This window comes from Paraburkholderia sp. CI2, assembly GCF_014201055.1.
Taxonomy (GTDB): domain Bacteria; phylum Pseudomonadota; class Gammaproteobacteria; order Burkholderiales; family Burkholderiaceae; genus Paraburkholderia; species Paraburkholderia tuberum.
On the sequence record NZ_JACHDL010000012.1, the window covers coordinates 12745 to 25602 of the forward strand.

Sequence of the window (12858 nt, forward strand, 5' to 3'; positions counted from 1 at the left end):
AGCCAACGCTGAACCCGCGGTTCGTTCAAGTTTGAACTGTCCGCATCCATTCGGTCTGGTAGGAGTGGACCTTCGGTGACAGTTTCTTGACCCCGACCTCCATTGGCAGGCGGTCCTGAATAACAGTTCAGATCGTCTTGAGACTCGCGTCGACCTTCTGGTCGTACCCGTAGTACTTCCAAATCTGTTCGTTGACGATTCTGAACGCCTGAGCAAAGAGCGCAGATTCCTTCTGCACGACGCTTTCGAACATCGGGCGATTCGCGCATCTGCGAAAGACGACGTCTGTAAGCACGGTCAAGTTCTCTCAGCCCGTCATATTGTGGGACTTTCGGGGCAGGCGGGTGCCGATGGTCTATCTGAAGCGGTCGTTCGAAGGGGCGGGGGCACCGTCCGCTCTGGGCCGATTTTTGTTGATCGCCCCTTGGTCGATACTAGCGGCGCCGGCAAGGGCAGAACGCGACCCTGAGCGGTCAACCGACTTCGTCGACAATGGACGTTCACGCAAATTTTGTGTCGCGCGTCCTGAACCGGTCAGCAACGTGCTCAACCGCTACGTCAAGTTTCCCCAATATCCGAAAGCTCGATTCGGCGACCTCGGCAGCCGGTGAGTTTAGCTCTGGAACGACGGCCACCGCCATACCGGCACTAGCAGCCGCGTTGGCACCGTTATCGCTATCTTCAAAGGCTAAACAAGGATCTACCGACAGGGCTTGCAGACAAATTCAGCTCCATCCGGAAATCGGCGGGCAGTTGAGCGCGTAACGATCCCGCCGCTAAGCCCGGCGAGTTCTGGTTTCAGTTTCTCAACGGACTACGGTTCTAAGTGTTGCTGGTAAGCGCGTTTGAATTTTGTTAACTTCGGCAAACCCATTGCGCCGGAGTCCAGATGAAGTGTGTTGTAGAGCTGAGCGAAGCCGAGGAAAAGACCTTGCAACAGATGTCGTTGAACCACCAGCATCGCGACATGCGCACCCGGGCCGCGGGCGTGATGATGCTCGGCCGCAAGATCAAACTGACTGAAGTGGCTGCGCAGCTCAGCGTGAGCGGGCAGTCGGTCTACAACTGGGCGCACGCGTGGCGGGAATCCGGCATATGTGGGCTGCTGGTCGGTCATAAAGGCGGACGTCCCCGTTCGTTGTCTGAAGCCATGATCGCCACCGCCATCGAGGCGGCCAGCGCCGAATTGATGACTCTCAGACAGATTGCGCAGCGCGTTGAAGAAGCTCATGGTGTGCCGTTTCCCTGCCGCCTGGATACCTTGTCGACTGCGCTCAAACGAGCGGGGTTTTCCTACAAGCGTGGTCGCTATTCGCTCAAAAAAAGCGTCACCCCGAGGAGTTCGCCGTGAAGGCCTCCACCCTCGCGAAGCTACAGCAGGCCGCACTCGACGGTGCGTGCCAGCTGTTCTACTTCGATCAATCCGGGTTCAGTGCTTCGTCCCCGGTGCAGCGCGGCTCGTCGCCCATCGGCGAACCGCATCGTGTGTTCCCGCAACCGCACTGCAAACGCTCCGTCCCTGGTGCACTGGATTTCGGCGCCAACCTGCTGACGTATCACACCAGCAAGACCACGATCAAACGCCCCGATGTCGTGCAATTCCTTGAGCAGATCGCGCGGGAAAGCACGCCCGGTCTGACGACGCTAGTGGTGCACGACAACGCCTCGATCCATCACAACATCGATCAGGAAACAATTGACCGATGGTTTCTCGAACATCGCATGGTGCTGTTCTATCTGCCGCCCTACAGCCCCGAACTGAATCTCATCGAAATCCTCTGGAAGCACGCCAAGTATCACTGGCGCCGCTTCGTCACCTGGACCAGGGAAACCATCGATGCCGAGGTCAAAAAACTGCTCGACGGATTCGGCTCAGATTTTCAAATCAGATTTTCGTGAACACTTAATCCATCGGATTGAACAGCGCAAACTTCATCCCAACCGCCCGCATTAATGCAATTCTGCCAGGCAAATATGCGCGGGTAAAACCTGCCGTACTGATGCTACTATGTTCAGCATAACGTCATTCGGGAAGATAAAATGATTTACTGTGTGCAGTTCGAGGACAACGAGGCGATTGCCTCTGCTCGTGCGGAAAATATGCAACTCCATCTGGCGTTTCTTCAAAAAAACAAGGCGGCGTTTCTGCAGGCCGGACCGCTGATCGACACGGCTGACGGCACCGGTGCAGGCGGCTTGTGGGTGGTCGAGGCGGAAACGCCGGAGCAGGTCCTCGGTTTAATCAAGGGAGATCCATTCTGGTCGACCGGTTTGAGAAAGTCGTTTCGCATTTTTGAATGGCGCCAGGTGTTTTCGACGGTTAAGCGGAATGTATAGCTTCGCTGGTTGGATGCTTACTTTAGATAAGAAATTGAATTTTAAGCATCGCGGCTAATATTCAGCGTGCGCGGCTTCATCAAATTCATCTTGATCATTTAACTAGCCGAAAAGGCAGAGGATTCCGTGAATCAACGGTCACTCAACCTGCCGGAAACCTGGGTCGTGCGCGACGCGACGTTCGTGCGAATCTGGGCGGCGATATTCGCGTCAACGGTCGCAACCTTCCTGCTGCTGATGACGCTGTCGGCCGCCGTGTTCACACAAACCCACTCCCCGGTCTTTTCAAACGGCATCGTCCTGACACAGTGGGTGCCGGCAGTGCTGGCGTTGCCGCTGATTAGGTCGCTCGCTTCGCGATACGACGGGCGCTCGCTTCTGATCGCGGCGGAAGTGGGCTCGGCGCTTTCGTTGCTGGTCGCGATGCGGCTGCTGAACGATCTCTATCCGTTGCTCGGGATTCTCGTTGTCAAGGGCACGTTCGACAACCTGTCGAAGGTCGCGCGTCCCGTCGCGGTCAAGCGGCTTTTTACGGGCGCCACGCTGGATCGCGCCGCGTCGTACTACAACACAGCGATGCTGTTCGGCGGCGGTGTGGGTGCGCTGGCCGGCGCGCTGTTCCTGCCGCGTCTGAGTTCGCAGCAGGTCATCGCACTGTCGATCGCGCTTCACCTGATTTCGGCCTGCAGCTATGCGACGGTCGCCAAAGCACGGCAACCCGCCGATCAGTCCGGCAAATCGCGCGCGGTGAACGAGCGCGCCGATCCGGATGCGCAATCGGCGCTCGTCTATTTCATTGCCGCGGTGGCGCTCTTTCAGGGGTATCACAACATCGCCCGTTCGGTCTTCGCGGTCGACCAGCTCGGCATGCCGGCATCGGGTATCGCGCTGCTGCAGGCCGTTACTAATATCGCTTATGTGGTCGGCGCGCTCGCGGCGGCGCGCATCGGTGTCGCGGGCGGCCGCTATCGCACGATCGGGCCACTGTCGCACTGCATCGCGCTCGCCACGCTGATCCCGCTGATCTTCATCACGCGCCCTGCGTTTGGCGTGCCGATGTACGCGGTGTTCGCGTTCGGCTTCGAGGCCGCGTACTGCGTGCATATGCGCTTCGTGCTCACCTCTGTGCCGTCGGCAAGCATGCCCAGAATCATGGCCAACGCGAATGCGTGGGCGCTCGGCCTGATGCTGGCCGTCTCGCTGGGCGGCAGTTATCTGGTGAGCGAAATCGGCTTCGCGCCGGTCACGCTCATGGTGATAGTCGTCGCCGCGCTGGTGCCGCTGTTCGCCCGGTTTCGCCGGGCGGCGTTCGGGAACCAAGCCGGCTTCCTTGAAAAAGAAGTGGGGTAATCATGCATATCGCGTTTGTCGACAGTAATCCGGTCGGATTGAATGCGCTGCTTGCCGCGAAGCGCCGCGGACACGAAGTCACGTTCGTTTCGTCGAAGCAGTTTGTCGAATTTCTCGGCGATCTGTCGGCGATCGAAGCACGCGGTCTGGCCGACCGGATCGTCCGCATCGATGCGTCGAGAGACGAGGACGAACTGTTTGCCGCGCTGTCCGAGCTGAACCGTAAGCATCCGCTCGACGCGGTGGTGACGGTGCTTGAGTACTGCGCGAGTTCGGTGGCGCGTTGCGCGCAGCGATTGGGCCTCGCGGGCACCGATCCGGCCGCGTTGTCGCTGGCGCAGAACAAGGCCGCTTGCCGCGACCGGATCAGCGCGAGCGGCCTGAGGTCTGTCGGCCATTTCGTCGTCGACACCCTTGAGCTGGCACTCGTGCGCGCGGCGCACATCGGCTATCCGGTCATCGCGAAACCGTTGAGCGGCGGCGGCAGTATCCTGGCCGAAAAGATCGACGACGAAGACCGGCTGCGCGCGTACTTCGCCTCGCTGGGCAAGCAGCTTGCGTTGCCTGCCGGTTTGCTGGACGCGATTTCACCGCAAACGCTGCTCGAGGATTACATCGACGGGCCGCTGTTATCCGTCGAGGTCGCGGCGGCCGCCGGCGAAGTGGTGCCGCTGATCGTCTCCGCCAGAAAGCGCTGCATTGACGAACCCGCGATCGAACTGGGCACGACGATGCCGGCTCCCGTGTCGTCGGAAGTGGCGGATGCGTTGCGCGCTTACGCAGTCGAGGTCGTGCGCAGCGTGGGGCTGGACTTCGGCATCTTCCACATTGAGATCATTCTGAGCGAACACGGGCCGGTGCTGGTGGAGGCGAATCCGCGCATCATGGGCGGCAACATGCCGACGGTTTTCAAGCTCGCGACCGACATCGACGCGTACGATCTGCTCGTCGACATGTACCTGACGCGCGCGATGCCGGTCGCGTGCCGCGACATCGTGCCGATCCAGGCGGCGACCACCAGAATGATCGGCGCGGCGGAATCGACGCAGGTGGAAAAAGCGATCGCGCCGCACTGGAACGCGCCGTTCAAGGAACGTTTGGCCGGCTGGCGCTTCGACGTCAGCCGCGGCACGCGGGTGGAGAAAATGGACAGCAGTACGTGCCCGTTTCACTTTCAGGTGGTCGGCGCATCGGCGCACGAAAGCAGCCTGCTGGCCGAGTGGATCATCGGTCAAACGGCTCGGGCGACCGGCATCAAACTGCGCAGTTCGAGTGAAGACTATCTGTTCCGCTAAGCGCTCGCCTCAACACCCGGCGGCGTGGCGCGACGCGAGCGCGTTCACCGTCGCCGCGGCCCAGTCAATAACCGTGCGCACCCGGTTCAGCTTGCGCAGGTCGGGATGCACGAGCAGCCAGATTTCGCGTGTCAGGTCGCAAGGAAATTGCGTCGCACGGACAAGGCCGCCGATGCTCTCGCCGACGGCGACCGGCAGCAGCGTTTTGCCCAGACCTTCCTGTACACAGGCGAGCAGCGCCTCCGCATCGTTGACCATCACCTGGCCCGCCGACCCTTGTCCAAGTCCGATGGTTTTCGCCATCCACTCCGCTTGCGGCAGATCGTTCATCCGATCATCGTAGGTGACCCATCGCAGCGTGTCTTCTGCCGCGCCCTCGCGCAGATAGACACCATACGGCAGATCGCCCAGTTTTCTCGCGACCACGCTGACTTCGTCGCGCGGCCGCGCGAGGCGAATCGCGATATCCGCTTCACGCTTGGTCAAACTCAGCGAACGCGCTTCAGCGACCAGTTCGACGTTGAGGTCTGGATGCTGGCCGAGCAGATTCGGCAACGCCGGAATGAGAATACGGTTGGTGAGGATCGGCACCGACGTGACGCGTACGGTGCCGGCGACGCGAACATCGGCGCCGGAAATCGTCCGCGTGGAGCTTTGCACTTCGATCTCGATGCGCTCGGCGAGGCTGGCGATTTCGAGGCCCGCATCCGTCAGCGTCAGTTTGCCTTTGACGCGATCGAACAGGCGCGCGGCCAACCGCTCTTCGACCTGAGCAATCCGCCTGACCACCGTGCTTTCGTTAACTGACAGCAGACGCGCCGCCTCGCCAAAATTGCCGGTCCGCGAAGCGGCCAGCACGACCCGCAGGTCGTCCCAGTTTTCTTTTGACATACACCGTATTTCCTTACGCGATCTATCGTTTGAATCGGATCATAACGGCATCACCGGCATGCGCCAATAGTCAAACAATGTGAAATCGCTGGTCGCGCGCCGCTGTTTTAAATCAATATGAATAATTAAGTGCAGGCACGTCTGTATAGATTGTTGTGCACTGCAATTTTGCAGTTCAAGACGGCAAATCTGCGGATGCATCGAGGCCATTCATAGATATATGATAATCAAAGTCAATTTCGTGATAACGCAGATCGTTCTTCCGAAGGAATTAATTTTTAAACTGAAGTACGGGGGGTGAGTGGTGTTGTTTATGGTATTGATCAGTTATTTTTTTCTGGTTGCCTGTTGTCCGTTCTTTTTGTGGCGCTCATTTCTTGTTGTCGCGAGGGAGGTTATTCGAAGCCGCGAGGTGACGCTGAATCAGAAGCGCGGCATGGCATGGCATCTTTGCAAGGAATTGATTTATGCACCGTTTTTCACCGTGCTCTGGTATCTTGACGAGATTCTGTTTTCACGGTTTACGCAGCAGAAGTTGGCCAGGCCGGTTTTCATCATGAGCCAGCCGCGCAGCGGAACCACGTTCCTGCTGCGGACGCTGTCGCTCGATGCGAATACCTTCTTTTCCCTGACACATCTGGAATGGCGCTTTCCGTTCATCACGCTGTGGAAAATCCTCGATATATTGGGTTTGCGAAAATGCGCCGAGGGAATCAGCTATTGGCCGAAGACCGAATTAGGCCGGCTTGCCGCGAAGATTCACGAACACCAGTTGGGGAGTGTCGAGGAGCACGGAATATTTTTTGAGGAACGCATGTATCACCATTATTTCACGTTCCGGCGCTTCCCATTTATTGGCGTGCTGAAGCGTGTAATGGAAGTGCAAACCCTGAGCGTTAGAGAGAAACGCAAGCTTTTGCGCACATTCAAAAAAACAGTTCAAAAGACCGCTTATTACCGCGGTGTCGGCCGGACCTGGTTGACGAAAGAAAATGAAAGTGTCGACCTGTACAAATTATTGCACGATGAATTCAATGACGCTAATTTCGTGGCTATTGTTCGACCGCCGGAAGGATTTGTCAGTTCGTACGTGACGATGTCGAATATCTGTACAAAAGCGAAGCACGGCGTCGACCCGCGGCGCATTGCAGATTGGGATAAAGAAAATATGGAGTTCCGTAAAGAGGAGTGTTTGAAACTGATCGGGTTTTGCGGGGAGCTGGAGCGAGGCAACGCGATCACCTACCTAACGTTCGAACAGTTCACGACGGAAATCCAGAACACCGTCGAACGCATTTATGCGGCGATCGGCGTGCCGCTGAGCAGCGACTATGCGCGGCTTCTCGCGGACATGCAGGCGGAGCAAGACCGGCGCGATTCCGGCTATGTGAACGCGTCGCGCAGTATCGAAGGCTTCGAAGCCTTCGGCGCGTTCGTCGCCCGCATCGGAGCCGGCGCTCCCGAACACGGTCTCGCAACCCAACACAACCTGTAAGAGTCAATCTGATGAACATCCTTGGTCTGAACTACATTTTTCATGACTCGTCGGCATGTGTCGTTGCCGATGGTGAACTGCTGGTTGCCGTGGAAGACGAGCGCATGACGGGCGACAAACATTCGCAGAAGTTTCCGGAGCGCGCGATCGAAAGCTGTCTTGCGCGCAGCGGGTTGAAAGCATCGGACATCGACCACATCGCGATCTCGTTCAATCCGAAAAAGCATGTCGTCACGAAGGCACTGTATGCGGCGTCGCTGCACCGGGCCGCGGGCTCTTTCATCTCCTATGAGTTCTTGCGACTGAGAGCGCGGCAGAAAGCGTTCTGGAGTTGGTACAACAGAACGTGGGACCGGCGCGGAGCGCGTCCCGAAGTGCATTTCATCGATCATCATCTGTCGCATATCGGCGGCAGCTATTTCGTTTCGCCGTTCGACGAAGCCGCGCTGCTGTCGATCGACGGCTGGGGCGAGTGGTCGACCACATGGCTGGGTTATGCGAAGGGCCGTAAGCTGCAGGCATTCGGCGAAAGCCTGTTTCCGCATTCTCTGGGTTGCTTCTATTCCGCAGCGACGGAGTTCTGCGGCTTCAAGCCGAACTACGACGAAGGCAAGACGATGGGCCTCGCGCCTTGTGGCGATCCCGAGCGCTTCTACGACAAGGCGAAGTCGCTCGTGCGGATCAGCGCGGCCGGCGAGATCGAACTGGATCTGTCGCTGTTCGACTTCCCGCAAGTCACCGGCCGCTTCTGCAACGATGCGTTCTACCAGGCATTCGGCGCGCCACGCAAGCGCGGCGCGCCGTTCGAGGATCATCACCGGGATGTCGCGGCGGCGTTTCAGCGGGTGATCGAGAAAAGCATCCTGCAGCTATGCCGGGTGCTCGAAAAGAAGACCGGCACGCGCAACCTCGTGCTCGCCGGCGGCGTGTCGCTGAACAGCGTCGCAAACGGACGCGTGATTCGCGAAACCCAGTTCAAGAACATCTATGTGATGCCCGGCGCGGGCGATAACGGCACCTGCATCGGCGCGGCGTACTATCTGTACAACGGCCTGCTCAAGGGTGAGAAGCGCTATCACCATGAGCACCCGTATATCGGCACCGAACACACGAACGAGGCGATCGAAGACGCGCTTCGCCGATCGAAGGTGGCTTATCGGAGATCGGCCGACGTCTGCGCCGAAACCGCGTCCATTCTGCGGAAGGGCAAGATCGTCGCGTGGTTTCAGGGCAAGATGGAATTCGGTCCGCGCTCGCTCGGCGGCCGCAGCATTCTCGCGGATCCGACGCTGCCGGGCATGAAAGACAAGATCAACGCCGAGGTCAAGCATCGCGAGTCGTTCCGGCCGTTTGCGCCGTCCATCACGGCGGAAGACGTGTCGAAGTTCTTCGACTTCTCGGGCGAATCGCCTTTCATGCTGATGGTGTGCGACGTGCTGCCCGACAAGCAGGCGCTGTTGCCGGCCATCACGCACGTCGACGGCACCGCGCGCCTACAGACTGTGTCGGCGACGTCCAGCAGGCGCTACTACGGTCTGATCAAAGAGTTCGAGAAGTTGTCCGGCATTCCGATCATTCTCAATACGAGCTTCAACATCATGGATCAGCCGATCATCGAATCGCCGCTGAATGCGATTCGCTGCTTCTTTTCGACAGGATTGGACGTGCTGGTGATAGGCGACTTCATCGTCGAGAAAACGCCCATGGCCGTGGGCGACACACCGGTCGTGCTGCCCGCTTCGCCGAAACGCGCGCCTGCTTCGTTTGAGACCGCGTCGGCGGCGAATCGCAGCGACGCACAACTAGATACCATTTCTTGATGCGGCGTCCCGCATTTCGGCAAGTTAAAAAGAATAGGGAAAAGACATGGACCTGACCGATATCGCCAGCAGCGATATCTGCTGGCACACGATGCATGTCGACAAACGATCGCGTGCAAAACAGAAAAACCAGAAGGCGGCCGCGTTGTGGCTGACCGGACTGTCGGCGTCTGGAAAATCGACGATTGCCTCGATGCTCGAGCGGCGCTTGCATAGCAGCGGATCGCATGCGTACGTTCTCGATGGCGACAACGTGCGTTTCGGGTTGAATCGCGACCTGGGTTTCTCGGACCGCGACCGGGTCGAGAATATCCGGCGGGTGGCCGAAGTCGCGCGGCTGATGGTGGATGCGGGACTACTCGTCATCGTGTCGTTCATCTCGCCGTTTCGCGCGGATCGCGACGCGGCAAGAGAATTGTTCGACGAGACCGAGTTTATCGAAGTGTTCGTGGAGACGCCGATTGCGGAGTGCATCCGCCGCGATCCGAAGGGCCTGTATGCGCGCGCGCTGCGCGGCGAGATCAAGAACTTCACCGGGCTCGATTCTCCCTATGAGGTGCCCGAGTCGCCGGAGATCCGGCTCGATACCGTCGGGCACTCGGTGGAGAAAACGGTCGAGCGAGTGGAGGTATGGTTGAAGGAGCGGGGGTATCTGAATGATTGAACTGGAAGACGCGTTGTCGGCGGATGCCGGCATGCTGGACCGTTTCGAGCAGCTCGCCATCGCGGCGGGCGAGAAGATTATCGAGTATTTTGACAACCGGTGCCCTGTGTGGAACAAAGCGGACCGGTCGCCAGTCACCGAAGCCGACTACGCCGCGGAAGTGGTCATCGTGGACGGATTGCGGGCGCTGTATCGCGGCGTGCCGTGCGTGGCCGAAGAGGCGGTGTCGGCGGGCATGTTGCCCAACGTGCTGGGACGAGCCTTTTTCCTAATCGATCCGCTCGACGGCACCAAGGAGTTCATCGCAGGGCGCAACGATTTCACGGTGAACATCGCGTTGATACGGGACGGTGCGCCGGTGATCGGCGTGGTGCTTGCACCGGCGACGCGCCTGCTGTACTCGGGCCGTCCCGGTTACGCGTGCATGTCGGAGGTCGGTGCGGATCGCGGATTACGCAACCGGCAGCGAATCGCGGTGCGCGCCCGTTGTGAGCCGCCGACCATCGTCGCAAGCAGATCGCACGCGTCGGCCGATACCGACGAATTTATCCAGCGCTACCCCGACGCAAAATGTGTGTCGGTCGGCTCGTCGCTGAAATTTTGCGCCATCGCGAGCGGCGCGGCGGATATCTACCCGCGGCTCGGCCGGACAATGGAGTGGGACACCGCCGCGGGGCACGCGGTGCTGTCGGCCGCGGGCGGTCGCGTCATGTCGATGGACGGCACGGTGTTGACTTACGGCAAGCGCGGGCAGAGCAGCGACGTAGATTTCGCGAATCCGTGGTTTGTCGCGGAGGGTGGCCCGAGCGGCTCTATCTAGCGCCGTCGGCGCACCCGGGATCGGCGGTTCTTCGAGCTATGCGTATTCCATCAGATCACACGCGAACTCAATTCTTGCGACCTGTATCTGGAAGGCAGCGATCGCGTCGACGATCTCCGCATGTACAAGTATCAGTTGAAGAGTTCCAGCGCGAGCTACCCCGCTATAGCGAGATCGTGGGTCTCCCTGCGGACAGCAAGATATTCACGCAAGACTACTTTTCGCATCGAAGCCTTGTGGTCGTCGTATAGATCCTTCGACTTTTTCCGGTCGTCGACGGCGGAGCGCCGTAGATTGCCGAAGATTTCGCTATACGCGTCGATGGTCCCTTCATGGCCGAATCCGGAAGATCGTCATCACCGGCGATTCGCTCTTCCTCCTGCCGTGCCGAACTTCCGAAGCCGTTTAGGTTTATTCGATGCCTGCCATCGGCCGCAGGAATGTGCATGCCTCCGCGCCTCTCGGCAGGCGTCGAATAAACCTAAACGAACTGAGCGGGAACGCCTTTGCCCCACGACTCTTCCCTCGCGCTGTCCGACACGGTCCGGCATTTCACGCTCATGCGCCAGCTCTTCCTGCCCTGGACTTGATCGGCGCCGCATCAATGCCGGTGAGTCCAAAGTTCGTAAGCAACATTCAAAGTTAGGTGAATCTCGACATTAGGGCCGCGCCCCGAGCGCCTGGTACAGCGCGGCGGTATCGGCATAACGCTGCGCGGCGGCTTTGGTGCGATCGAGTCCGGTCTGCAATTCCTGGCGCTGCGTATCGAGCAGTGTCAATTGACTGATGCCGCCCGCCGCATACCGCTGGCTGGCGATCCCTGCGCTGTGCTGTGCGCTGCGCTGCGCGGCGTCGAGTGCCTGCAATGCAATCGCGTCCTGATCGAGCGCGCGCAGAGCGTCGGCGACCTGTTGCAGTCCTTGCAGCACGGTTTGCTTGTAGACGGCGAGCGCCGCTTGCCAGGCCGCCTCCGACGAGCGCTTGCGCGCCAGCAGTTCACCGCCGTGGAACAGCGGCTGCGTGAGACCCGCTCCGAAATTCCACACGTTGAAGCCCGTCAGCAGATCGGACACGTTGACGCGTTCGGTCGCCGCGCTGCCCGACAGCGTAATGCGCGGATACAGGTTCGCGGTCGCGACGCCGATGTTCGCGCTCGCCTGATGCAACAGCGCCTCGGACGCGCGAATGTCGGGCCGCTGCTGCGCGAGCGTCGACGGCAAGGTCAGCGGCAGATCGGCCGGCAGCACGAGCGTGTCGAGGTCGAGCGCGGCGAGGTCGTGGGTGGTGGCCAATTCCGCCGGCGCGCGTCCCAGATAGATCGCGAGTTGATGATCGGTCTGCGCAAGCTGCGTGCGCAATGGCGGTAACGTCGCGCGGGTTTGCTGCACGAGCGTGCGCTGGCTCAGCAGATCGACCTCGGAGATGCCGCCCGCGCCATAGCGGCGTTCGGCGATATCGAGTTGCTGCATCTGGTTGGCGAGCAGCGCTTCGGTGAGGGCGATCTGCCGCGCGAGCGACGCGCGCCGGATCGCCGCCGTCACGACGTTGCCCGCGACCGTCAAACGCGCGGCTTCGAGTTCGTATTGCTGATAGTCGACCTGCGCGGCCACCGCTTCGAGCGCGCGGCGATTCGCGCCGAACAGATCGAGCGTGTACGACACCGTGACCTGTGCGCTATACAGCGTGAACGGCGCAAACGCGCGGCCCTGCGTCAGTTGACCGAAGCCGAGCGCCTCGGGATCGATTTTCTCGCGCGTGGTCGACAGGTTCGCATCGACTTGCGGCCATAGCGTGCCGCCCGCCTGCGCGCGATAGTCCTGCTGCGCTTCGTCGAGTTTCGCGCGGGCTTGCGCGAGAGTCGGGCTATCGTCGAGCGCCTGTTGCACGAGCGCGTCCAGCGCCGGCGAGCCGAAAGCGCGCCACCAGCCGTCGCCGGGCACCTCGGTCGGCACGAAGTGTTGCGCGGCGCCGCCGGGACCATCGGCTGCGACGGTGCTCGCCGCAAGCGGCGCGGCGGTATAGCTCGACACGCGGGTCACGTCGGGTCGATGGAAATCCGGGCCGACGGTGCACGCGCACAATGCCGCGCTTGCGCAGAAGCCGGCGAGCCGGCGCATGGCGGAACGCTGGGACCAACAAGCCGCGCGATGAAAAACCGCGTCACGAAAGCCAGGAGCGGAACACAT

At 60.1% G+C, this 12858-nt stretch carries 13 protein-coding genes and 1 pseudogene; 11 read left to right on the forward strand and 3 right to left on the reverse strand.

The features are described 5' to 3' along the window. Nucleotides 1–127 precede the first annotated feature (127 nt). Entirely contained in the window at nt 128–253 is a 126-nt protein-coding gene (locus tag HDG32_RS36455) for a hypothetical protein (protein WP_260336509.1), read from the reverse strand. A gap of 97 nt (nt 254–350) precedes the next feature. On the opposite strand from HDG32_RS36455, the gene HDG32_RS17880 reads away from it, so the two are divergent. The 6 genes from HDG32_RS17880 (at nt 351) to HDG32_RS17905 (ending at nt 4982) form a co-directional block, all read left to right on the forward strand. Beyond that, complete coding sequence (locus tag HDG32_RS17880) at nt 351–611, forward strand: hypothetical protein (RefSeq protein WP_184069470.1); 261 nt, start codon at nt 351–353, stop codon at nt 609–611. 278 nt (nt 612–889) lie between these two features. Then, the gene (locus HDG32_RS17885) at nt 890–1351 is read left to right on the forward strand and encodes a helix-turn-helix domain-containing protein (protein ID WP_167368898.1); all 462 of its coding nucleotides are present in this window, start codon (nt 890–892) and stop codon (nt 1349–1351) included. Continuing rightward, nucleotides 1348–1899, forward strand: coding sequence for a transposase (locus HDG32_RS17890; RefSeq protein WP_184069472.1), 552 nt, complete (start codon nt 1348–1350; stop codon nt 1897–1899). Before HDG32_RS17885 ends, HDG32_RS17890 begins: the two co-directional genes overlap by 4 nt. 153 nt (nt 1900–2052) lie before the next feature. Beyond that, a complete protein-coding gene (locus HDG32_RS17895) occupies nt 2053–2337 on the forward strand; it encodes a YciI family protein (protein WP_311540085.1) in 285 nt (94 codons plus the stop codon). A gap of 126 nt (nt 2338–2463) precedes the next feature. Beyond that, complete coding sequence (locus tag HDG32_RS17900; protein ID WP_184069474.1) at nt 2464–3687, forward strand: MFS transporter; 1224 nt, start codon at nt 2464–2466, stop codon at nt 3685–3687. A 2-nt stretch (nt 3688–3689) separates the two neighbouring features. Continuing rightward, the gene (locus tag HDG32_RS17905; protein ID WP_184069475.1) at nt 3690–4982 is read left to right on the forward strand and encodes an acetyl-CoA carboxylase biotin carboxylase subunit family protein; all 1293 of its coding nucleotides are present in this window, start codon (nt 3690–3692) and stop codon (nt 4980–4982) included. A 9-nt stretch (nt 4983–4991) separates the two neighbouring features. Here the strand turns inward: HDG32_RS17905 and HDG32_RS17910 are convergent, their stop codons facing one another. Further along, nucleotides 4992–5873, reverse strand: coding sequence for a LysR family transcriptional regulator (locus HDG32_RS17910; RefSeq protein WP_184069476.1), 882 nt, complete (start codon nt 5871–5873; stop codon nt 4992–4994). Between the two features lie 412 nt (nt 5874–6285). On the opposite strand from HDG32_RS17910, the gene HDG32_RS17915 reads away from it, so the two are divergent. From HDG32_RS17915 to HDG32_RS37255, 5 genes and pseudogenes are all read left to right on the forward strand, one after another. Next, nucleotides 6286–7368, forward strand: a complete 1083-nt coding sequence (locus HDG32_RS17915) for a sulfotransferase (RefSeq protein ID WP_184069477.1) — start codon at nt 6286–6288, stop codon at nt 7366–7368. Between the two features lie 11 nt (nt 7369–7379). Next, nucleotides 7380–9188 carry a carbamoyltransferase C-terminal domain-containing protein gene (locus tag HDG32_RS17920; RefSeq protein ID WP_184069478.1) on the forward strand — a complete coding sequence of 603 codons (1809 nt, stop codon included), beginning with the start codon at nt 7380–7382 and terminating at the stop codon, nt 9186–9188. A gap of 46 nt (nt 9189–9234) precedes the next feature. Next, entirely contained in the window at nt 9235–9852 is a 618-nt protein-coding gene (cysC, locus tag HDG32_RS17925) for an adenylyl-sulfate kinase (RefSeq protein ID WP_184069479.1), read from the forward strand. A 31-nt stretch (nt 9853–9883) separates the two neighbouring features. After that, nucleotides 9884–10672: a 3'(2'),5'-bisphosphate nucleotidase CysQ gene (cysQ, locus tag HDG32_RS17930; protein ID WP_260336510.1), complete on the forward strand. Its 789-nt coding sequence runs from the start codon at nt 9884–9886 to the stop codon at nt 10670–10672. 15 nt (nt 10673–10687) lie between these two features. Then, nucleotides 10688–10887: pseudogene (locus HDG32_RS37255) on the forward strand (hypothetical protein); the annotation flags it as partial. Nucleotides 10888–11331: 444 nt separating this feature from the next. Here the strand turns inward: HDG32_RS37255 and HDG32_RS17935 are convergent. Beyond that, nucleotides 11332–12789 carry an efflux transporter outer membrane subunit gene (locus HDG32_RS17935; RefSeq protein ID WP_260336511.1) on the reverse strand — a complete coding sequence of 486 codons (1458 nt, stop codon included), beginning with the start codon at nt 12787–12789 and terminating at the stop codon, nt 11332–11334. Nucleotides 12790–12858 lie beyond the last annotated feature (69 nt).